The sequence below is a fragment of the Pseudomonas sp. ASL4 genome, from assembly GCF_056680395.1.
The window spans coordinates 4,841,663-4,863,359 of record NZ_CM155280.1 but is presented as its reverse complement, the minus strand read 5'-3'; the positions used below and the strand labels follow the sequence as shown (position 1 = coordinate 4,863,359).

The 21,697-nt window shown below is 60.1% G+C and carries 14 protein-coding genes; 5 read left to right on the top strand and 9 right to left on the bottom strand.

The window, feature by feature from the left end:
• Positions 1–10 precede the first annotated feature (10 nt).
• From AC1MEW_RS21955 to AC1MEW_RS21925, 7 genes are all read right to left on the bottom strand, one after another.
• A complete protein-coding gene (locus tag AC1MEW_RS21955; protein WP_480423679.1) occupies positions 11–3,862 on the bottom strand; it encodes a cellulose synthase subunit BcsC-related outer membrane protein in 3,852 nt (1,283 codons plus the stop codon).
• A complete protein-coding gene (gene bcsZ, locus AC1MEW_RS21950; RefSeq protein WP_201257164.1) occupies positions 3,838–5,076 on the bottom strand; it encodes a cellulose synthase complex periplasmic endoglucanase BcsZ in 1,239 nt (412 codons plus the stop codon). The genes AC1MEW_RS21955 and bcsZ overlap by 25 nt, the downstream gene beginning before the upstream one ends.
• A gap of 7 nt (positions 5,077–5,083) precedes the next feature.
• On the bottom strand, positions 5,084–7,333 hold the full coding sequence (gene bcsB, locus AC1MEW_RS21945; protein WP_480427314.1) for a cellulose biosynthesis cyclic di-GMP-binding regulatory protein BcsB: 2,250 nt from the start codon (positions 7,331–7,333) through the stop codon (positions 5,084–5,086).
• A 41-nt stretch (positions 7,334–7,374) separates the two neighbouring features.
• Positions 7,375–9,606, bottom strand: a complete 2,232-nt coding sequence (gene bcsA / locus AC1MEW_RS21940) for a UDP-forming cellulose synthase catalytic subunit (protein ID WP_201257163.1) — start codon at positions 9,604–9,606, stop codon at positions 7,375–7,377.
• Positions 9,603–10,772 (bottom strand): cellulose biosynthesis protein BcsQ, encoded by a 1,170-nt coding sequence (gene bcsQ, locus AC1MEW_RS21935; RefSeq protein WP_480423678.1) that lies wholly within the window; start codon positions 10,770–10,772, stop codon positions 9,603–9,605. Before bcsQ ends, bcsA begins: the two co-directional genes overlap by 4 nt.
• 535 nt (positions 10,773–11,307) lie before the next feature.
• Complete coding sequence (locus AC1MEW_RS21930; RefSeq protein ID WP_201257161.1) at positions 11,308–12,096, bottom strand: transporter substrate-binding domain-containing protein; 789 nt, start codon at positions 12,094–12,096, stop codon at positions 11,308–11,310.
• Positions 12,097–12,169: 73 nt separating this feature from the next.
• Positions 12,170–13,147, bottom strand: a complete 978-nt coding sequence (locus AC1MEW_RS21925; protein WP_480423677.1) for an NAD-dependent epimerase/dehydratase family protein — start codon at positions 13,145–13,147, stop codon at positions 12,170–12,172.
• Between the two features lie 91 nt (positions 13,148–13,238).
• Here AC1MEW_RS21925 and AC1MEW_RS21920 point away from each other — a divergent pair, with 91 nt between their 5' ends.
• The gene (locus AC1MEW_RS21920) at positions 13,239–14,129 is read left to right on the top strand and encodes a LysR family transcriptional regulator (RefSeq protein ID WP_201257159.1); all 891 of its coding nucleotides are present in this window, start codon (positions 13,239–13,241) and stop codon (positions 14,127–14,129) included.
• On the opposite strand, the gene AC1MEW_RS21915 is transcribed toward AC1MEW_RS21920, so the two are convergent.
• The gene (locus tag AC1MEW_RS21915) at positions 14,122–14,829 is read right to left on the bottom strand and encodes a cupin domain-containing protein (RefSeq protein ID WP_322268395.1); all 708 of its coding nucleotides are present in this window, start codon (positions 14,827–14,829) and stop codon (positions 14,122–14,124) included. The two genes, AC1MEW_RS21920 and AC1MEW_RS21915, sit on opposite strands and share 8 nt — an antisense overlap.
• 41 nt (positions 14,830–14,870) lie before the next feature.
• Positions 14,871–15,728, bottom strand: a complete 858-nt coding sequence (locus AC1MEW_RS21910; protein ID WP_201257157.1) for a GNAT family N-acetyltransferase — start codon at positions 15,726–15,728, stop codon at positions 14,871–14,873.
• Positions 15,729–15,970: 242 nt separating this feature from the next.
• Here AC1MEW_RS21910 and AC1MEW_RS21905 point away from each other — a divergent pair, with 242 nt between their 5' ends.
• The 4 genes from AC1MEW_RS21905 (at position 15,971) to AC1MEW_RS21890 (ending at position 21,656) form a co-directional block, all read left to right on the top strand.
• A complete protein-coding gene (locus AC1MEW_RS21905; RefSeq protein ID WP_480423676.1) occupies positions 15,971–17,443 on the top strand; it encodes an aldehyde dehydrogenase family protein in 1,473 nt (490 codons plus the stop codon).
• 505 nt (positions 17,444–17,948) lie between these two features.
• Positions 17,949–18,617, top strand: a complete 669-nt coding sequence (locus AC1MEW_RS21900; RefSeq protein ID WP_201257155.1) for a haloacid dehalogenase type II — start codon at positions 17,949–17,951, stop codon at positions 18,615–18,617.
• A gap of 43 nt (positions 18,618–18,660) precedes the next feature.
• Complete coding sequence (locus AC1MEW_RS21895) at positions 18,661–19,935, top strand: NAD(P)/FAD-dependent oxidoreductase (protein ID WP_201257154.1); 1,275 nt, start codon at positions 18,661–18,663, stop codon at positions 19,933–19,935.
• Positions 19,936–20,018: 83 nt separating this feature from the next.
• On the top strand, positions 20,019–21,656 hold the full coding sequence (locus AC1MEW_RS21890) for an ABC transporter substrate-binding protein (protein ID WP_201257153.1): 1,638 nt from the start codon (positions 20,019–20,021) through the stop codon (positions 21,654–21,656).
• The last annotated feature ends 41 nt before the right edge of the window (positions 21,657–21,697 follow it).

Sequence of the window (21,697 nt, the reverse complement as noted above, 5' to 3'; positions counted from 1 at the left end):
TCCTGAATGATCAGTTGGAATAAGGTGAGGTATAGGGGCTGACCGGCAGGCTCATGGGGCCGCTGATGTCCTCGAAGAGGTAGCGCAGCGACAAGGCGCCGCTGAGTTGCTGGTAGTCGCGGGCGTTGTCCAGGCCCAGGTTGGCGCCCAGCAGGAAGTTCGAACCGAACTTGTATTCGGCCGCCGCGGCGAGGCTGTAACCGATCCCGGTTTTACTTTGCTCGGCGTAGCGCAGTCCCGATGCCGCTTGCAGGGTTTTTTCGGTAGGGAAATAGTCGGCGCTGTCTTGCTCGAAATGCTGCACGCCGACAGACGTCTTGACTTGATAGGTCAAGCGCCCGGTGCGTTGTGACCAGATCACCGGGATGCCCAGGGCAAAGAATGTCTGTGGGCTGAAATAGCCGCCGTGGCCGTAGGTGAAATAATCCTGATTGTTGGCGTAGCTCATGCCGGTCATGCTCAGGCCGACGGTCAGCTTGCTGTCTGTCACATTTTGCAGATACCAGTAGACGCCGCTGCCCAGTTCACTGCGGTTGTTGGCCTCGACATGGTTGCCCAGCAGTTGGTGCCAGGATGCGTAGCCATAGGCGCCGACTTCGCTGTCGTCATAACTCAACTGGCCGCGCGCGCCATTGGCGGTGACACCACCCCAGGACTGGCCGCTGCGTTTGTCTGTGGTGCCGGCAAACGAGGTGACGCTGTCGGTCACCGGGCGCCGGGAAATGTTCACGCCGTAACGGACATTGGAGGTGTCGCTCAGCGCTCGGTCGACGCTGATGCCACCCGTGGCGGTGGTGTATTTGAAGCCGAGCGGGGTGCTTCCAAGATCGGCTTTGAGTCCTTCAGCGGGTCTTTCAATAGCGACGGCAACGCCGACACCCTGGGCTTTTTGCGAACCGGCACTGCCGCCCTGTGCTCCGTTGCCAAACCGCTGCAATGACTCGCCGCTGACGCTGCCCGCGTTCAGCGAGACCGGCGTCACGCGCAAGGCGAGGCGACTCTCTTCCAGCGGGATGTTGATTTGCAGGGGCGTTTCAATATCCGTCAGTTTGCTCAGGCCGGACTCACTGTTGTTGGTGCGTATGCTCAGTCCCTGGACGACGTAGGCGCTACGCTCCTGGAGGAGCTGATTCAGTGCTCGTTGTGCGGGGCTGATGTCCTCGCTCACCACCACGGTGCGCGGCAGTCGCGACTCGAATGGATTACTCACCAGTGGTTGCCTCGCAGAGGCATCGACGCCCATGACAGGGGACGTGGGCGTTTCCTTGGCCGGCGGCGGAATGACGTCCGAGGATGTTTTGCGGCTGACATCGCTGCGTTGGCCGGATATCCCCGAAAAAGGGTTGGGCGCCACCCCCGAATCTGTCAGTTGGCCGTTCTGGAGTCGGCGTTTTTCGCTCTGCTCGATGGCCACGGCTTTGCTCAGTAGATCAGTCGCCGTGCCGGTCTGGCCCATGTTCTGGTAAAGGCGTGCGGCTTGCGTGAGCATTTCAGGGCTGTTGGAATCGATCTTGAGCAACTGTTGCAGCGCTTGTTGGGCAAATGCAGTGTCATGGGCCAGCACCGCGGCGTTGGCGGCACCCAGCAGCAATTGCGGGTCGGCGGGCTGGCGCTGCAACAGCGGCTTGTAGAGTTCAAAAGCTTTTGCCGTGTCGCCATTGGCCGAGTACATCCGCGCCAGGGCCGCGACTGCCGCGCTGTCACCGGGACGTTGCGCCAGTGCGGGCGCCAGCGTGTCATAGGCACTGACCAGATCGCCTCGTTCGCGCAACTGGTCAGCCTGACGGATGCGATAAAGGAAAAGCAGGTCGTCGAAACGCTTGCGAGTCGGCACGCTTAAAGGCTGGTTCTGAAGGTCACGCAGAATCGCGTTGACCTGGGCATCCTCTCCGGATTTCAGCAGCAGGGTGGCGTATTGCAGAACGAAGTCTGCCGTGGGCGCCGTTGCCTGATGCAGTTGGCTGCGCATAAGGTTGAGCGCTTTGCCCGAATCACCGACGTCGAGATAGGCCGAGGCCAGGCTGGCGGTGCGCTGCGGGCTATTGCTGGCCAGCAGTTGAAGGCGATCGAGCAGTGCCAGGGCTTCCTGACGTTGCCCGCGTTTACCTAACTCGATCGCATGGCTCAGTTGCAGGTTGAGATCGACATCCGCGGCCAGCGCGTCCATGTCCGGTGTGCGCTGGTCAGGACGCAAGCGTCTCAGGGTCGATTGGGCGTTGTTCCAGTCGCCCATCTGAACTGACAACAATGCGCTGACATACAGCGCATCGGCATTGTCGGGCCGGGCTTCAAGCATCGTGTTGATTAGACTTCGGGCCTTTTGCGGCTCGCCCATCGCCAGAGTCAGGCGGGCCAGGGCGAAGCGCGTCCAGATGTTGTCCGGCTCGTATTGCAAGGCATCCTGCAAGGCGCTTCGCGCGGCAGGCAGGTCGTTACGTTGCTCGGCGAGATTGGCCAGTTGCACCGAACGCAAGGCTTGCAGGCGTCCCGACTGACTAAACGTTGCCTGTTGGGACGCCGGCAAGGTGTTGAGCAGTTGCAGAGCTTCATCGCCTTTGCCATTCGCCACCAGAACATTCACCAGCCCTTCCAGTGCCTGCGGGTCATCCTTGCGCTGGCTTAGCACATGGCGATAGCTACGTTGTGCGTCATCGAACGCGCTCTCGCGGGTCTGAACATCGGCCAGGGTGAGACGAGCATCCAGCCCGTTAGGGACCAGCTGCAGCGCCTGGTTTACCAAGCTCCGCGCCTGCGTTGCCTGGCCTTTGACCAGAGCGTCCCGAGCCTGCTGCAATGCAAGCCAGTAGCGAACATCGGTCAGCGCTGTTTGCCATTGGTTGGCGCCATTTTGTCGTGTGGCCTTGGCCAAGAGCTTTTCCGCTTCGGCCAGTCGCTGTTGTTGCTGGCGGATAACACCAAGCCCACCCAACGCATCGGCATCGTCCGGCCGGGTATTCAACCGCGCCTCAAAGGCTTGTTCGGCCGTGACCTGATCGCCTTCTTTCAATGCTTTCAGACCGCGAGCCACCTCGGCTGGCGGTTGCCAGTCCTTGCTGCCCGCCGTCGTTACCTGTTGCTTGCCCTTGTTCATTTGCGCCCGGATTTCTACGTCATCCGGATGAGTCTTGAGGTACGTCTCGAACAACGGGGTTTGCGTGGCATCGGGCGGGCCGATCCAGCTCAACGCCAGGCGCCAGCTTTCGTCGGCATCCCCGCTGATATCGGCACGCCGGGTCAGCCTGGCCAAGGTGCGGATGCCCTCGGCGCGGCTGTCTTCATGGCGTACCAGATGCTTGGCGTAAAACAGCGCGACGATCGAGTCGTCGGGCATTTCACGCTGCAGGCGCTGAAACCCGCTTCGCGCTTCGGGCCAGTCAGCCTGATTGAAGGCCAGGTTGTTGTAATACTCTCGGCCGATCACGCCTTGAGCGGAACTGGCGCCAAATAGCCCACGAAACACGGCGGTTGCCTTGTCACGCTCGCCGGCATCGACGAGACGGCGTGCCTCTTCCAGACGCTGGCGGTTCTGCGGTTGTGCCAGAGCGATGTCCTGCGCCAGTTGCAGTGCCTGGCGCGGCAGTGGCTGGACCGCTTGCAGGCGGACGAGGTATTGCTGCGCCTGCTGTGGCTTTTCCAGCTGCACACCGATCAGGCCCAGGCCATACAGGGCATCGACCTGGACAGGGTCCAGCAGCAGCACTTTGAGCCAGACTTCCGCCGCGCGTTGTGGGTTTTTATGCAACTGCCAGTATTGTCCCTGCTCGATGAGCAATGTCTGCGGCGTCGGGTTTTGGGCGTGGGCAGCCGTGGCTGTCAACGCGCTCATCACGGCGATGGTTAGCGTGCGGTGGTGCGCGTGCATGGGGTCTCCCAGGACAGTTTTAGCGTTCCGTCTTCCCGGAATCGGTAGTTTTTATCTGCCCAGCCGAGCGCGAACAGGCTGAGCATCAAGTTGTAGTAGCGAGGCGGGCCCGCGCTGGCATCGGGTCTGGCCAGCGCTTCACGCAAGGCTTGTTCCGTGTTGTGCCGCAGCATGAGGGCGACACTGGATTGTCCCTTGGCATGAAAGTAAGGAATCAGGGCTGCGTGGAATCCGAACGGGCCCTGACCTTGAACACGGCCATGCAGAACCTGTACTGATTCCGGTGGGAAACCGTTCGCGGCACTGAGGCGTGCCATACCGTCGAGCTGCTTTAACAGTGGCGTCGCAAGTCTTTCCCTGGCGTCACTCATACCCAGCCAGAGGTATACGCGAATGGCGTCGTAACTCCCCGTTTCGCCCTTGATCGGATCGCTGACGAAGCCCCCCGATTGGGTTGAAGTACCTTGATAGCCGACCCAGTCGGCAACGAAACCGTGGTGGCTTGATTGGCTAATCATCGTCGCCGTGTTGCGTGCAATGGCTTGCCAGGGGCCGGAAGGTGCTTGCTTGGCCAGTCGCCGCAACAGGGGGAGTGGCAGATAACTGGGGTTCAGCCGCCAGAGATGATTGGGCTGGATGAAGCCCTCTGGTCCGGGCAATAGCATCGGCCCCAGACCGGGCAGATCAACGACCAATTGCGTTTCGATTATCGCCATGAGCCGCAGGGCGTCCTGGCGGTAGTCCGGCCGATGCCACAGGCGTGCGGCTTCGAGCAGGGCGTAGGCGAACCACAGGTCGGCGTCGGAGGCCGAGTGGTTGTCTTGCAGACGCCATTGACCGTCCTCGCCTTGCCCCCATAACCAGCCCGGCAGGCGTGTGCCAATGGATGACTCGGCGAGGTTCGCGGTGGTCCAGCGCCACAATTTGTCGAAGCGTTGCGGATCGTTGCCGATAAGGGCGAAGAGCATGCCGTAGGACTGGCCTTCAGACGTGCTGTGGTTTTTCTCGAGGCTGGACTCCAGAACCCGGCCATCGGCCTGAACGAAGCGCGATGCATAGGCTTGCCACAGCGGCCAGGCCGGCTCCGCGCAAGGTTGGCCGGCCGCCATCGCGGGTGTTACCAGCGCCAGCGCCAAAACGTTCAACCAGCGCACGGACCCGCGCAGGCACTGACGTAATGACGCGCGCTGGCAGTCCATGGCCGACGACGGCATGCGCGGCTTACTGACCAAGACGACGCTTGGCCCGCATGCGCAGGGACAGGTAGGCCAACGAGGCCAACAGCAGGACTCCGATAAGTGTGACCAGTGTGAGCGCCAATACGTTTTGCGAGAGATACCACTGCACAAAACGCAACGGCCCCAATCGCCCGACGTAGTAATCCTGTTCGGCGACCAGCGATTCAACGTGCTTGCCTTTGATCACCACCAGACTGCCTTGCAGTGCGTGGGTGTTTGCCTCGCTGCTGAGCAAGGCATCGGTCACATCGGCGAGGCCACTGGGCCTTGCGCTGGCGATAAACACCACACTGCGCCCACTCTTGAGTGGCGATTCGAATCCCGTCAGATAAGCACCGCCGTCTTCGGCGGAGAACCTGAGGCTGTTGCGCGCCTTGCGCACATTGATTTGCGTATCCGGGCTGAACCAGTTGCGCACGCGCAAGGACAGGTCGGACAGCTCGACGTACTGCTCATCCCCTTCGGCCCTGGCCGGCAGAAAACTCTGCCATTGCTCCAGCAGCGGCTGGTTATTGCCTGACGCGAGGACCAGTAAATCCCGATCGCGTTGCTCGGCCAGTTGGTCGGCGTGGACCACTTTCAGGCCCGTGGCCGGGTATCCGGTGGAGTCGCCGAAGCGACCGAGCAGGGTCAGGTAGGTGCTGAGGTCGGCCGGGCCCGGATCATTGGGTAAAATCACCGAGGTTTCGGAAAGATCGGCCATGCGTGTGAACGGAAAACCGCTGTCCTTGAACACACCGAGATTGGGCATGGCCATAAAGTGGTCGTAATGGCTGAGGTCCAGCGTCGAGTCCGGATCGATCGCACCGCGCATGTTGTCGATAATGATGTCGCGGCAATCGCCCTGCTTGATGTAGTCATACATAAAGCGCAATTGCAGGCGCGATTGCAGGGCTACCGAATTGAGCGGTAAAAGCATGCGCGATGTGCGGGCCAGGCTGTCGTCGGTTTTGAGCATCGCCAGCAGGCTGTCGCTATTGCCGAGTTTCTCGATGGAGGGGAGTTCGATCGACTTGATCAAAGTGTCGTTGAAGCTGACAAGTAACGAAGAGTTGGTGGCAATCGGTTGGGGTGTGTATCGGTACTTCAAATCAAGCTGCGCACCAGGCTCACGCCAGTTGAACAGGTCCGGTGGCAAACGCAGGGCAACCGTCATTTGCCCCGGGTTATAGCCCGACACGTTGAGTTCGGCAGCCTTCGCCAGTTCACCCAGACGAACCGGGCGATCAGAGGGCAGCCAGTTGGGCGCATCGTAAGGCTGGCGTGGCTTGATCGAGTCGATGCGATCAATCGCCACGCTTTGTCCGGAAAAGGCTGATCCGCCGAGCGCCAGTGCTGTTGCGGCGATTTTCAGATCGGCGCCATCACGCCCGGAAACGACCAGAAGCTTACCTTGAGGGTCATTCGGGTTGCTGATGATCGTCAATCTCGGACCCGCGACCTCTTTGATCTTGAGACCACTCAACGTCGCTGATTCGTTACTGCTGACAAACACCACGGCGTTGCCCGTGGGCGGCAGCTGGGTGAGATTGACGGGGAAGTTCGCGCCACGATAGCTGGCCAGGGCGCCAAACCAGGAGGACAGGATACCGGCGGCTTCCAGTTCGGCTGTACCAGGCTGTGAGATAAACACGAACGGCAGCTTTAAGGGCAAGGCGTCTCGTGGATCGAACAAGGGCAGCGGCAGCGAGGACAGATCATTGGGCTGTGGCACCGAAGACACTTGGAGGCTCAACTGGCTGGCGTTGTCGATCCTGGCCCAGAGACTGGAGTGCAAAGGGTCTTCGCATTGCATCGTGTAGTGACCGATGAATTGCAGGCTGAGCCGATTGAATTCGGTAATCATCTGCGGCGGGATCTGCACGGTCCTGGTCTGCGACCTGCCGGCCTCTTCCTTGGGCAGGGGCAGGCTGGCGGCTACCTGATCGTTAACCAGCACGTTGATCTGCGAAAGGTCGGCCAGCAGTGCCGGCGAGTAGCTGTATTGCAGCGTGACCTGCGCCGCCGTGACGACTTCATCGGCGCGCACATCGAAGTTCACGCTGTCCGTTGCCTCCACACCCTTGAGACTCATCGAATAGTTCTTGCCCAATTCCTTGAGCGTGCGGGTATAGCGGCTGGTCGCCGCATCGGTCAGAGGCTGCGGTGTGATCGTCGCCGTTGTGGTGCTGGTTTGGGTGACAACACTCAAGGCCACATCGCTCCAGCCCAATAGGGTGCAGGCGATAAACATGAGTGAGCGGCGAGGGGTAGAGGTCTGGCGAGAGGAGCGGTTCAAGATCGGTGCATTTCCGCAGTAGAGTCGATAGGTGATGGTGTGTTCGAACGCTTGCGCAGCAGCGCCTGGCCGTCTTTAAGGGTGGCCATGAACAAGCCGAGAATGGCGCGCAGGCCGATGCGGCTGACTTCCCGCAGCGCCGACATCGGGGCGTCGAGACGGCCGTTACCCCAAGAGCTGGCCCAGGTATCGGCCCGTGAAAACGTGAGTCGCACCAGTTCGCTTTGCAGGCGCAGCGGCATGGCATCGAATTGCACGCCTGCCACATTGCCGTGGTTGAACATCGCAGTTGCAGGAAAGAGGCTTGAGGGCGGTGTACACAGAATGCTGAGTTGCAGCGACTCATCGGGACAGAGTCGAGTGTCGTCTGGCAGGTTGAGACCAACGCCTTTCTGCGAGAAATTCTGGGTTGTGCAATCGAACCACGTGCCATCTTGACGGTGGACGCGCACGGGAAGATCGGCGGGCACCCTGGGTTCGGAGCGTATCTGGGAGGACTCACTGGCGACCGCTACGGCGGTGCTGACGATGATGATGTTGTAGAGAGTCCAGACCAGATTGATCATCAGGGTAGCGACCTCGGCGCCATCACCCCCGATCAGTTTCACCGAACCGATTGCCAGGCCAAGCATGTTTAAGGTCAGCAAAACGATGTAGGGCCGCGCGAGCTTCCAGTCGAAATATTCCTTTTCGGTGGTGCCACCCTTATCGGTCACGTTGAAGGTCCCCAGCGAAGGGTTGATCAGGGCGAACAGCACGGGCCGCATGATGTACCAGGCCAAAACCGACTCATAGACTTCGTTCCAGAAGGAATGACGAAAGCGTCCCTGGATGCTGGAGTTGGTCAGGCTGGAATGAAAAATATGTGGCAGCACATAGACCGTCACCATCAACGCGGAGGCGTGGAAAATCTGCGCGCCGAAAATCAGATAGGCCAAAGGTGCGGTCAAGAACACCAGGCGAGGCAGGCTGTAGAAAAAATGCATCATGGCGTTGAGGTAACAAATGCGCTGGCCCAGGTTCAGGCCTTTGCCAAGCAGCGGGTTGTCGGTGCGAAAAATCTGCGCCATGCCCCGCGCCCAGCGTATGCGCTGACTGATGTGGCGAGAAAGGTTTTCCGTGGCAAGACCCGCCGCCTGCGGAATAGCGAGATAGGCGGTATTGAAGCCCCGGCGATTGAGCTTGAGCGCAGTGTGCGCATCCTCTGTCACGGTTTCTGTGGCGATACCGCCGACTTCCAGTAGATGAGTGCGTCGCATGACCGCGCAGGAGCCACAGAAGAATGTCGCGTTCCAAAGGTCGTTGCCATCCTGCACCAGGCCGTAGAACAACTCACCTTCGTTGGGGACCGATCGAAATGTATCGAGGTTTTTTTCGAATGGATCGGGTGAATAGAAAAAATGCGGTGTTTGCAACAATGCCAGGTTCGGATCCTTGAAAAACCAGCCCATGGAAACTTGCAAAAAGGAGCGGGTGGGAACGTGGTCAGCGTCAAATATGGCGATGAACTCGCCATCGGTAACTTTCAGCGCTTCGTTGAGGTTACCGGCCTTGGCATGCTGATTGTTGTCGCGGGTGATGTAGTTGACACCGATCTGCTCGCAGAAAACCCTGAACTCCTCCCGACGTCCGTCATCGAGGACATGCACCCGCAACTTGGCCTCTGGCCAGTCGATGGATTGGGAGGCGAGCACGACCAGTTTGACGATGCTCAAGGCTTCGTTATACGTGGGTATAAAGATGTCTACCGTCGGCCATTGATCGGGCGCCTGCTGCAAAATCTGTGGCTTGCGGTGCAGCGGCCAGGCTGTCTGGACATAGCCAAATACCAGGACGAGCAAGGCGTACAGCTCGGCCAGCACCAACCCGTAGCCAAATACGGCATCCAGCCAACTGTCAAAATCCAGGGTGTCGGTCAGGCGCCAGTACATATAGCGTAACGATGCAATCAACGAGAGGGTGATCAGGGTCAGGATCGCTAATCGCCCGGCGTGTTTGCGGATGATCAGGCTCACGGTGAAACACACCGCGGCGAACGCAGCCTGGGAATACAGATCAAGGGGGGCGGTAAGGATGCCCAGCAGCAACAATGCTGCCATCAGCCCGGCCGAAATTTTCAGGCCCTGGCGACAGCGCTCGGGCCATCGGCTGAATCGAGCGTGGAATGTTTCCAGTAGCCCCTGCAACCGCCAGGTCTGCGCGGGACGCACATTGAGCTGGGCCGTCATGGCGCGAGCTGCCCGTCGGCTACATCCGGCGCAAGCAAGGCGCGAACCATGCGCGCGAGCGAAAATATGTCCTGACAGCCAATGCCATCCGGTGAGAACTGCAGCGGGTCGCGGTTATAAGCCAACGATTCGTTGAGCTGGTGATCGAGACGAATCGTGCTGATCAGATCACTGCCGAGGCGCCGCTGAAACAGCAGGCTCATGTCCCGGCTGAACGAACGGGAACCCTCCTGTTGGTTGAGCACATACCGGTGCTGTTGCGCACGTCTTCTGCTGGTTTCAAGCCACTGCGCCATGGTATCGAGCGCCAGGTAGGAGGCCGCATCGGCCACCGTGATGACCAACACCAGATCGGCAGCATCCAATGCCTGTTGCGAATAGACGTTCGCACCTGAAGGCGTGTCCAGGATCACGGTATCGTTTTCACTGAGATTCATCGACACAAGGTGCTGATTCAGCCAGTCAGAATCCTCGAACATCTGCAGCTTGAGCGACCTGCGATCGTTTGCGCTGCCAGCCCCAAAGGGCAGGTACTCGCTGTCGCAATAGCCAGGCAGACAATGGGCGCTCCAGTCGGCGTCGGGCTGTTTCAGCTGGATCAGCCCAGGCCCCTGTTTAATGGCGCTCAAGTGACTGGCCAGGGCGTTTTGAGGATCGAGGTCAATCGCGATGGTTCGCCCGCCAGGGTGCCCTAGTGCTTTTGCCAGCCCGGCAGCGACAGTGCTTTTACCCACACCGCCGTTTGCAGAAACGATAGCAATGACCTTTGCTTTGGTCTGCTTGCGGGGCATTGGCAGACCGTCTCTGCGAATCTGGTTCAGTTCGCGCAAGAGTTCGCTCAAGCGTTGGTTGTCACCCGGTGTGGAGGCCGTCGTTGCCTCGTTCGGCAAGGGGGCCGTCACGGGTGAAGGTAACGAAGTGACAATGTTTGTTGCACGTTCCATGTGCGGGCCAATCAGTAATAAAGGGGGGGTGGGTGCATCAAGCAGAAACACTGCGGTAGTTGCTTGGGGCAACGCCTCGGTGAAGTCTTGCTCAATCATGGATGTTGCAAGTGGGGTCAAGCCATCTTTGAAATTTTTGTAGCTGGGTTGTATTTCCTGGTAACTACCCGCAGTCTCACCGAAACTTTCAAAAAGTTTAGTCACGTCGTCTACATATTTCATGCGTTATACCGGGAATGAAATAATTCAGGAACTCAGAGTTCGTTAACCTGACGAGGCGGCTGCTTTTTGGTTGATGGCGTTATGGCGCCATCTTCTGGTGTCTGTGTCTGGGTGTCAATGATTGTTATAAAATGTCAGAGATAGTTGTGGGTCGTCCGATGCTGAAGTTTTTGATACAGCGGAGGCTATCGATGATGAGCCTGTAGGCCTTGTGCTAGACGCTGTACTGTGGAAGCTATTTAGGGGTTGGAAGTTTTATTCCGTCAATAGATGAGTGCGCTGAATTAAATGAGTTTCCCTGAAGGAATGACGGGTGGTGAGGGTTTTATATATGCGAGAAGTACTGGGTAGTTGGTTTTGTGATGGATGCGTATCTATTGAAATGTGGGGTTTGATAGGGGCGGGGTTTGTTATTGGGCTGGTGGCCGCAAATCTTCTATTGTTTTGCGGGGAGCGAGTGCAACACACCCGTCTTGTCGTCCGGGCGGTTGCGTTGCTGTTTAGTCTTTGAGTCAACAACTAGTTGCTGTCACCATTATTGTTCAGGTGATGCCAGCCATTCACCGACAACTTTCTGATAGTTTCCGGTAACCTTGGTCAGGTGCAGCCACTGATCGACGTATTGCTTCCAGGTAATGTCATCGCGTGGCAGCAAATAGGCTTTTTCGCCGTACTGGAAGTAGTGGCCTGGGTTGACCGCGCAGAGCCCGGGTTTGAGTTTCTGCTGATAGAGCGCCTCTGAAGCATCAGTGATCATCACGTCAGCCTTCTTGTCCAGCAGCGCCTGGAACAGCGTCACATTGTCGTGAAGCATCAGCTGCGCCTTGGGCAGGAAGGCATGCACGAACGCCTCATTGGTGCCGCCCGCCGGCTCGATCAACCGCACCGACGGCTGGTTGATTTGCTCGATGGTCTGGTAACGCGCCTGATCTTCACAGCGCACCAATGGAACCTTGCCATCGACATCCAGAGTGCTACTGAAATAGGCCTTTTTCTGCCGTTCCAGCGTCACCGAAATCCCGCCCATCGCGATGTCGCATTTGCCCGCGAGCAGGTCGGGCATCAGGGTTTTCCAGGTGGTCTGTACCCAATTAACCTTGGCCCCGAGGCTGTCGGCCAGGGAGCGGGCCATCGCGATGTCGATGCCTTCGTACTCGCCGTTTTCATTTTTGTAGGTGTAGGGCTTGTAGTCGCCGGTGGTGCAGACCGTCAGCAGACCTTGCTGCATGACGCTGTCCAGATGCGAAGGCGTTTCCTGTGCTTGCACGCCCCAGGGCAGGGCGAGCAATCCACAGAGGAGCAGGGCGTGTGGTTTGTTATTCATATGGTCGGCGCTCACTTTCAAATCCTATGAGAGGTGCGCCGAGTATCGCTGAAACCGACTGTCGTTTGTTGCTTCAACGATCAGTCTGAGGAAGACATCCCAATCCCTTCAACGTGGCTTCAACCGCTTGAGCCAACGGCGTGTGGGGTTCTGTTCCGAGCCCGGCCAGCAGGCGACGGTTGTCCATGCGCAGCGGTTGTTGCCACAGGTAACGCATCTCCATCAATTCCCGCAGGGTGACCATGAAGGGGGAGGCCAGACGCGTCAGCCACCACGGGAAGGCACGTTGTTTGGCGTGCCCGCCAGCCTGTTCGACGCACCGGGCAATGGCTGCGGCCATTTGCCTGCCATCGGCGTCCCAATGCCCGGCCATGTGGAAAGTCGAGAAGGGCGCAAGACCTTCCCGAACGTTTAGCAGTTGCACCATGGTCTGCGCGACATCCGGCAGATAATTCCACTGATGACCGACGCCAGGATCACCCGGCAAGTTGATGTGTTTTACTGCTTGCCCAGGCTTGATCAGGCCCATGGAAAACCAGTTGTTGCCGGACTGCGGACCAAAGAAATCCCCGGCCCGCAACACAATTGCCCGCGCACCTTGCTGCGTCGCGGCGTGCAATCGCTGTTCGAGTTGCACGCGGATCTTGCCTTTGCGAGTCAGTGGCCGCTGCGCAGCGTCTTCGGTCAACAGCGGGAAAGCGTCCGGGCCGTAGTTGTAGACCGTGCCGGGCAAGACAATGGTTGCGCCTTCTTTCTGGGCCGCGGCGATGGTGTTGTCGATCATCGGCAGCACCCATTCATTCCAGCGACGATAGCCCGGCGGATTGACCGCGTGGACCAGCACGCTGCAACCCTGCGCGGCGTGCATTACGTCCGCGCGATTCATTGCATCGCCTCGCAGATAAAGGATGCCTTCGCGAGTTTCGCTGCTCTGCGTGAGCCCGCGCTGCAAGGCCTGGACTTGCCATCCAGCGTCGCGCAACTGACGCGCCACTTCGCCGCCGATGCCGCCCGTTGCGCCCAGTACTAAAACCTTATTGCTCAGCGTCATTTCAGGAACTCCCAAAGTTGAGAGTCGATTCTGCTGCGCGGGCGTGATGAAAGAAATTGCCGAATTCTCTGTACTAGCTATACATTTATGTATGACTAAAAATATCGGTTGGGAACTCTATCGAAGCTTTCTGGCGGTGCTGAGCCACGGCTCGCTGTCGGCTGCTGCCCGTGCGCTGGGCATTACTCAGCCGACCGTGGGCCGGCACATCGCCGAGCTGGAAGCGTCGTTCAAACAAACCCTGTTCACCCGGTCAAGGACCGGGTTGATGCCCACCGAGGCGGCGCAGACCCTGCGCACTTACGCCGAAGCCATGCACAGCAATGCGGCCGCCCTGGAGCGAGCGATGGCCGGGCAGGGGCAAACCACGGGCGGCACGGTGCGTATTACCGCCAGCGAAGTGATTGCCGTGGAGGTGCTGCCATCTGCTTTGGCCCAACTGCGCCAGGCGTATCCGCAACTGACGATTGAACTGGTCGCTACCAACCGCGTGCAGGATTTGTTGCAGCGCGAGGCTGACATCGCGGTGCGCATGACCCCACCGAAACAGGAGCAACTGATTGCGCGCAGCGTCGGCAATATCGAGGTCGGGCTCTATGCGCGCGCCGATTACCTGAGCCGCGAGGGCACGCCGGCGATGCCGGCGGACCTGGCGCGGCACACGTTGATCGGTTTCGATACTGAAACACCGTTCGTGCGCGCTGCCAGCAAGCATGCGCCAGGCTGGACGCGTGAAGGGCTTTCACTGCGCGCCGACAGCGACCTGGCCCAGCTCGCCCTGATCCGCGCGGGCGCGGGCATTGGATTTTGCCAGTCGGCACTGGCCAAACGCGACACCCGCCTGGTGCGGGTATTACCCGAGCACTTCCCCTTCCATCTGGAAGCCTGGGTCACCATGCATGAAGACCTGCGCAACAGTCCGCGCTGCAAAGTGGTCTTCGATGCCTTGGTTCAGTGTTTGCTGGGGCATACCGCTATTTAACGGCATACACCTTGCGCACATACCGCGTGCTTTTCCAGGCGCACGGCGCACCTTGCGGCACGAACACACTGTCGCCGGTGCTGACCGTCACGCTGGATCCGGCGGGTGCGAGTAGCGTCACGCTGCCTTCGATCAAGTGCATCAGTTCATTGAGCTTGTGCGCCCGGCCGTGGCGTTCGTAAGGCGTCGAATCCCAGACCCCCACGCGCAGATCGGTTGCCGCGTCTTCGAAAGCATTGCGCGACCGGCATTGCGGCGCTGGGCCGATCAGGATTTGCGGTTCGGGCGCGGCGGAAGGCGAGAGCATCGCCAGCGGATCGAGAAAGGTCAGGCCGGGAGTCGGTGTTTCGGTGCTCATGGCACAAAAGGCCCATTGTGTGCCGGCGTGCGCTTCAATCCGCAAGGTGGTCCCGCGACCGATCACTGCGCTGGCGCCAACCCCCAGTTCCAATGTCTGCTCCTGGGTTATCAGCTTCACGTGGCCGGCATGCACCACGATCACTTCGGTGTGCGGGAAATCCTCGATATCAACGACTTCGCCTGCGTCGACGATACCGGCAGATACACCATCTGCCCCGGACCAGGCGATCTGGCGGGTATCCATAAACGGATCGGCCGCATTCAATGGCAGGGTTTTGAAAGGCGTGGCAACGCGGCTGCCGTCGGCGCGAGCCAACAGCAGAACGGTAGGTTGGGACATACGGGTGATGCTCCGTGTAAATGAAGGTGTCAGGTAGTCCGTCAGCCGATGGCTTGGGTCACCAGTGCAAACTGGCGCACGCCGTTGGCCGCTTGCGGCGGTGTGCCGCGAGCCATTTGTGCCACGGTGTCGACTTGCTTGAGGCCGGCGTCTGCCAGCCAGTCGCTCAAGCCGCAGTCCGATGGAATGTCGATGCGCACAAAGGTGTCCGGCACTTGAGCCAGCAATACGGCAATAAGGTGTTGCGCCTGTTCGAGGTTTTCTGCGACTACCGGGCCAATCCCGCGGCCACGGCCGTAGGGGCGGAGTATGGCGAAGGCGCGCACTTGACCGCCGCGCTCGATAACGACCGAATGCTCGACGACATCAAACAGATCGGTGAGCACTGCATGACGGTCCAGTCCGGTACCGGCGTTAGCCAGTTCCAGCACACGAGGCTTGTCGGTCTCTCGCAGCGGCCGACATTCTTCTCCGTCGGCCAGCGGCGCAGGGATTGGAGCTTGGGCCAAGCCCTGACACTGCTGAATCCGCCCAAACTCGACAAAACCCTGACTGACATAAAGCGGCGCACCGGCGAGGGTCGCATTCAAGATTGGCGTGCGCGATTGGCACGCCTCAAGCGCCAGTTCCATCAGCTTGCGACCGACGCCCTTGCCTTGATAATCATCGCTGACAATCACCAAACCGATGGTCGCGAAATCGCCTTGTGGGCAGGCGAACGCCGTGCCGATCAAACGCTCGCCATCCAGTGCCACAAAGCCGTCGCTGATGCGCAGCACCATGGCCCAGTCGTCCAGCCGATGGGGCCACTTCAACTGCACGGACAAGGCATGCGCTGCCGGGAGATCGGCCTCGGTCATCGGGCGATAAAGATAAGCAGAAGGTTGCGGGGCGGACATGGCGAGTCTCCGTTGAACAGTGTGCGCGAACGGCCGGTTTTCCGGCGTGATGGTGCCTGTATCCCATCTGTACGAAGGCCTGACAAGGGGCCTTGGAACATTCGGCAGATTCCGCGAGGCAGAGCCCACAAGACCACACTTACTACTTAATTGCACCGCAAGGTCGGCAGCAAATGCTTGGGCTTTTTTTCTACGATGGAGGCCTGAGTAAACGCCCCGCCGATCCTTTTTTGGAGTGCTCCATGGATAGCTTCGATCCTCGTTTTATCGCTGTGCGCAGCGCTCACTTTATCGGCGGAAAATACCGCGACGCTCAACCGGGACTGGAAGTGGTGCGGCCCTCGGATGGACAGGTGTATGCGGGGTTGCCGATTGCCGATGCCAATCTGGTGGACGAGGCGGTCAACGGTGCCTGGCAGGCGTTCAACCGCAGCGATTGGGCCAGCCGTCCACCACGGGAGCGCGCGCGGGTTATGCGCCGTTGGGCCGATCTGATCGAAGCAGATGCCGAGATCCTTGCACCGCTTGAAGCCGTCGGCTCGACCCGTCCGCATAAAGATGTGATCGCGTGGGACATTCCCTATGTCGCCGAAGGCATTCGTTTCTTTGCCGAACTGGCAGACAAGCACGGCGGCCAGGTCGCCGCGACCCAGACCGATCGCCTGGGCATGCAGATCGCCGAACCTTACGGCGTGATCGCGGCCATCGCGCCGTGGAATTTTCCGTTGAGCATGGCCTCCTGGAAAGTCGCCCCGGCGCTGGCCGCAGGAAATGCCGTGGTGCTCAAACCATCGGAACTGACACCGTTCTCCAGCCTGCGCTTTGCCGAACTGGCGTTGCAGGCGGGTATTCCGGCGGGGATTTTCAACGTGGTTCAGGGCGATGGTCGCACCACCGGCGATGCCTTGTGCCGCCACCCGCGTGTGGGCAAGGTGACCTTTACCGGCTCCACCGCCACCGGGTCGAGCATCATGTCGACCTGCGCGCTGGTGGGGCCGAAACCGGTGACCCTGGAACTTGGCGGCAAGAGTCCGCAACTGGTGTTCGCCGATATCCCGGACATCGCCAAAACCGCGCGCACCGTGGCACTGGCAATTACCGGTAATGCCGGACAGGTTTGCGTGTCCGGTTCGCGGCTGCTGATTCAGCGTTCGATCATGGAACCGTTTGTTGCGCACTTGCAGGCGTACTTCGAGGAGCTGCGTCCTGGCCCGACCTGGTCGCCGGAAAGCACGCTGTCGCCGATCATTTCCCGGCTTCAGGCCAGTCGTATTGACGGCATCGTCCAGCGTTCGCGCCAGGCCGGGGCTGAAGTGCTGACCGGTGGCGGATTGTTTGAAGGTTTGGGCGGTGCTTATTACCAGCCGACGCTGCTGGCCGGCCTCGATAATGAAAACCCGGCAGTCTGCGAGGAAATCTTCGGCCCGGTGCTGACCGTGCAGGCATTCGATGACGAAGAACAGGCGCTGAGCCTGGCTGCCCACGCGACTTATGGCTTGGCGGCGGGTGTGCACACTGCCGACATCAATCGCGCCTTGCGCCTGGTCCGCAAGTTGGAAGCAGGCACAGTCTGGGTCAACCGTTATGGCCGCAGTAACGACTACATCCTGCCGACTGGCGGCTACAAACGCTCAGGCATCGGCAAGGACCTGGGCCGCGAAGCGTTCGAAGCCAACCTGCGCTTTAAAAGCGTGCTGATCGACATCCTCCAATAACCCACAGTGGATCGGTTTTGTCTGCGAGGATTGGGCTTCACGCCGGACAAATGTGGGAGCGGGCTCGCTCGCGAAAGCGGTGCATCAGCCAGCATTGATGTCGACTGACACTCCCTCTTCGCGAGCAAGCCCGCTCCCACAGGTTCTCGGCAACTTCCGGATCTTCAATCAGCACCCAAACGGGCGCTTCCTCAGGGAAGCGCCCGTTTTCATTCACCCCGGCGCAGTTTCTGCGGCCAATGGCGGCACATGCAGGCCGCACAGGGCTATAAAGGTCCATAAGAGCGCACAAATACGGGGTTTGCCCAAGGCTGGAGCGGGCCGCAAAGTCTGCTGAGGGGGACGGCTAAAACGGTGGTTTGTATCGAGCGGAGGTCGCTTTTAACGCCATCTGCTGATTTCACGGTGTTGTAATGACGGTGTGCTGCAGCGTTGCATCACCGCTTCGAAACCGAAGCGAATGCTTGTCGCGCCATGACCTCAACGAACTTCAGGACCGCACTCAATGAGCTTCCTTCGCCCCAAATTCATTACGTTCGACTGCTACGGTACGCTGACCAACTTCCACATGGGCACGATGACCCGCGAGATCTTCGCTGAGCGCGTCCCGGCGGAGCAGATGGACCAATTCGTCAAGGATTTCTCGGCCTATCGCCTGGACCAGGTCATGGGTGACTGGATGCCTTACGACGAAATTCTCAAGACCGCCCTGGCGCGGACCTGCAAACGTTGGGGCATCGAATACCGCGACGAAGGTCAGCTGTATTACGACGCCGTCCCGACCTGGGGCCCGCACCCGGACGTACCGGCGGGCCTGTCGAAAATCGCCGACAAGATCCCCCTGGTGATTTTTTCCAACGCCAGCGACAGCCAGATCATGTCCAACGTCGACAAGCTCGGCGCGCCGTTCCACAAGGTCTTCACCGCCGAACAGGCCCAGGCCTACAAGCCGCGTCTGGCCGCGTTCGAGTACATGCTCGACAACCTCAACTGCGGCCCGGAAGACATCTTGCATGTGTCCTCCAGCTTCCGTTACGACCTGATGCCGGCCCACGACATGAAGATCAAGAACAAGGCCTTCGTCGCCCGTGGCCATGAAGTGCCGGGCAACGCGTTCTACGGCTACCAGCAGATCACCGATATCGGCGGTCTGGCTGCGTTGGTCGGGCTCTGAGTCGCAACGGTAACGGCACTTTTCCTGGCATAGGCGGATAGACATGGGCAGTGAATCCTACTGGCTCGACACCGCACCGGCCTTCACCGGTGCACAGCTCGGCGCATTGCCCGGGCAGGTCGACGTGGCCATCGTCGGTGGCGGTTTCACCGGGTTGGCGGCGGCTCGGGCGTTGGCCTTGAAGGGCGCCAGTGTGGTGGTGATCGAAGCCGGGCGAGTGATCGGCGAAGCCTCGGGGCGCAACGGAGGGCAGTGCAACACCGGGGTGGCCCAGGATTACGCCGGCCTCAGCGCCAGCCTCGGTGCCGATAAAGCGCGGGCCTATTACCAGGCCTACGAAAGTGCAGTGCAGAGCGTGGTGACGCTGGTGGAACAGGAGCAGATCGCCTGCGACCTGATCCGCAACGGCAAGCTCAAGTTGGCCGCCAAGCCGATGCACTACGAAGGCCTGGCACGGACCTGCGAGTTGATTCGCAAGGAAGTCGATGCCGACGTCGAGTTGCTGTCCGCCGAACAGACCCGTGCCGAAGTGAATTCGGCGCAGTTCCACGGTGGCTTGCTGCAACGCAACGGTGTGCAGATGCATGTCGGACGCTTCGGCGTCGGGCTGGCCGAAGCGGCGGCGCGTCACGGTGCGCTGGTCCATCAAGGCACCTCGGTGCTGGACTGGAAAGCCCAGGCCGGCGGCTATCAGGTCAACACCAGCAAGGGTTCGTTGCACGCCGGGCAAGTACTGCTGGCCACCGGCGCCTGTCAGCACGGTGGCTTGGGCTGGTATCGGCGGCGGATCGTGCCGGTGGGCAGTTTTGTCATAGCCACTGAAGTGCTCTCAAAGGAGCTGATCGAGCAGTTGCTGCCCGGCCGTCGTGCCTATGTCACCAGCCGCATGATCGGTAACTACTTCCGCCTGACTCCAGACAACCGCCTGCTGTTCGGCGGCCGTGCGCGGTTTGCCATGTCGGACAGCGTCAACGACGCCAAGAGCGGCAAGGTGCTGCAAGCCGCGATGGTGCAGATGTTCCCGCAGTTGACCAACGTGAAAATCGACTACTGCTGGGGCGGACTGGTGGACATGACGTCCGACCGCTTGCCGCGGGCCGGCCAGCACGGCGGGGTTTATCACTCCATGGGCTACAGCGGCCACGGGGTGCAGATGTCAGTGCACATGGGCCAGGTCATGGCCGAGGTGATGGCCGGCAACGTCGAGGCCAACCCTTGGCGTGAACTCGACTGGCCGGCGATCCCCGGACACTTCGGCAAGCCGTGGTTCCTGCCGTTCGTGGGCGCTTATTACCGCTTCCAGGACTATTTGCATTGAGTTGATGTTGTGGCGTCACCGTCGTTTGCGTTTCAACGCCCCGGATAACCGGAGCCTTCTCCTTCTCGACAGGTACAACTGATATGACTGACAACAAGATCGACTCACCCCTGATCTCCGGCCAGGACAGCATGCGCGTGTTCGAAGGCCTCAATCGCGGCATGTCGCGCCGCAACGCCCTGCAAATGCTCGGCGTGGCGGGCGTTGCCGCCGTGGGCGCCGGCAGCCTGTTCGGCGCCGCCGGCAAGCTGTTCGCTGACGAAGCCGCGACCCCGGGCAAAGGCAAACCCGGCGGGCGGATTCGTGTAGCCGGCATGTCCAGCTCCACCGCCGACACCCTCGATCCGGCCAAAGGCGCGCTGTCCACCGACTACGCACGCCACTACATGTTCTACAACGGCCTGACACGTTTTGACCCGCACCTGGTGCCGCAACTGGAACTGGCCGAGCGCATCGATAACACCGACGCGACGCTGTGGACCATCACCCTGCGCAAGGACGTGACCTTCCACAACGGCAAAACCCTTAGCGCCGCCGACGTGGTGTTCTCGCTGTCGCGGCACAAAGACCCGCTGACCGGTTCCAAAGTCATGCCGCTGATGGAGCAGTTCGTCGAGATTAAGGCCACCGGCACCAATGAAGTGCAGATCCGCCTCAGCGCGCCGAACGCCGAATTGCCGTCGATCCTCGCCGTGTCGCACCTTTTGATCGTTCCCGAAGGCACCACCGACTTCAATGCGGGCGTCGGCACCGGGCCGTTCAAGGTCAAGGAATTCAAACCGGGCGTGCGTTCGGTGGCTGTGCGCAACACCGGCTACTGGAAACCGGGCCTGCCATACCTCGACGAGATCGAATTCATCGCCATTGGCGACGAAGCGTCACGGGTCAACGCGCTGCTGTCTGGCGACGTGCACATGATCAACGAGGTCAACCCGCGTTCCACCACTCGGATCAAGGCCAGCGCCAAGCACCGGGTCGTCGATGCGCCGTCGGGCAACTACACTGACTTGATCATTCGCCAGGACCAGATGCCGGGTAAAAGTGCGGAATTCACTCAGGCGATGAAGCACCTGATGGACCGCGAGCAGATCAAATCCGCGGTGTTCCGTGGCTTTGCCGTGGTCGGTAACGACCATCCGATTGCCCCCGGTTCGCGCTACTACAACGCTGACCTGCCGCAAACCGTCTACGACCCGGAGAAAGCCAAGTTCCTGCTGAAGAAGGCCGGCATGGAAAGCATCAGCATGCCGCTGGTCGCGTCTCCAGCCGCCACCGGTTCGGTGGACATCGCGGTGCTGTTGCAGCAGTCGGCGAAACAGGCCGGGCTCAAGCTTGACGTCAACCGCTTGCCGAGCGACGGCTATTGGTCCAACCACTGGATGAAGCACCCGCTGAGCTTCGGCAACATCAACCCACGGCCGAACGCCGACGTGATGTTCTCGCAGTTCTTCCAGTCGAAGGCGCCGTGGAACGAGTCCGGTTGGCAGAACGACCAGTTCGACCAGTTGCTGATGCTCGCCCGCGGTGAAACCGACGACGCCAAGCGCAGCAAGATGTACGCGGACATGCAAACCCTGGTGCACGACCACTGTGGCATCGGCGTGCCGGTGTTCATCAGCAACATCGATGGCGTCGACCAGCGCATTAAAGGCTACGGCAGCAATCCGCTGGGTGGCTTCATGGGCTACATGTTCGCCGAGCAGGTCTGGCTGGACGCTTGATAGGGCCTTGATGGGCAGTCGGTAGTACGTCAGGGACAGTG

Bases quoted from the DNA above. Each gene is read 5' to 3' on its own strand.
- AC1MEW_RS21955 (WP_480423679.1), bottom strand. From the start codon at position 3,862: ATGCACGCGCACCACCGCACGCTAACCATCGCCGTGATGAGCGCGTTG.
- bcsZ (WP_201257164.1), bottom strand. From the start codon at position 5,076: ATGCCGTCGTCGGCCATGGACTGCCAGCGCGCGTCATTACGTCAGTGC.
- bcsB (WP_480427314.1), bottom strand. From the start codon at position 7,333: ATGTTTATCGCCTGCACCCTATTGGGCTGGAGCGATGTGGCCTTGAGT.
- bcsA (WP_201257163.1), bottom strand. From the start codon at position 9,606: ATGACGGCCCAGCTCAATGTGCGTCCCGCGCAGACCTGGCGGTTGCAG.
- bcsQ (WP_480423678.1), bottom strand. From the start codon at position 10,772: ATGAAATATGTAGACGACGTGACTAAACTTTTTGAAAGTTTCGGTGAG.
- AC1MEW_RS21930 (WP_201257161.1), bottom strand. From the start codon at position 12,096: ATGAATAACAAACCACACGCCCTGCTCCTCTGTGGATTGCTCGCCCTG.
- AC1MEW_RS21925 (WP_480423677.1), bottom strand. From the start codon at position 13,147: ATGACGCTGAGCAATAAGGTTTTAGTACTGGGCGCAACGGGCGGCATC.
- AC1MEW_RS21920 (WP_201257159.1), top strand. From the start codon at position 13,239: ATGACTAAAAATATCGGTTGGGAACTCTATCGAAGCTTTCTGGCGGTG.
- AC1MEW_RS21915 (WP_322268395.1), bottom strand. From the start codon at position 14,829: ATGTCCCAACCTACCGTTCTGCTGTTGGCTCGCGCCGACGGCAGCCGC.
- AC1MEW_RS21910 (WP_201257157.1), bottom strand. From the start codon at position 15,728: ATGTCCGCCCCGCAACCTTCTGCTTATCTTTATCGCCCGATGACCGAG.
- AC1MEW_RS21905 (WP_480423676.1), top strand. From the start codon at position 15,971: ATGGATAGCTTCGATCCTCGTTTTATCGCTGTGCGCAGCGCTCACTTT.
- AC1MEW_RS21900 (WP_201257155.1), top strand. From the start codon at position 17,949: ATGAGCTTCCTTCGCCCCAAATTCATTACGTTCGACTGCTACGGTACG.
- AC1MEW_RS21895 (WP_201257154.1), top strand. From the start codon at position 18,661: ATGGGCAGTGAATCCTACTGGCTCGACACCGCACCGGCCTTCACCGGT.
- AC1MEW_RS21890 (WP_201257153.1), top strand. From the start codon at position 20,019: ATGACTGACAACAAGATCGACTCACCCCTGATCTCCGGCCAGGACAGC.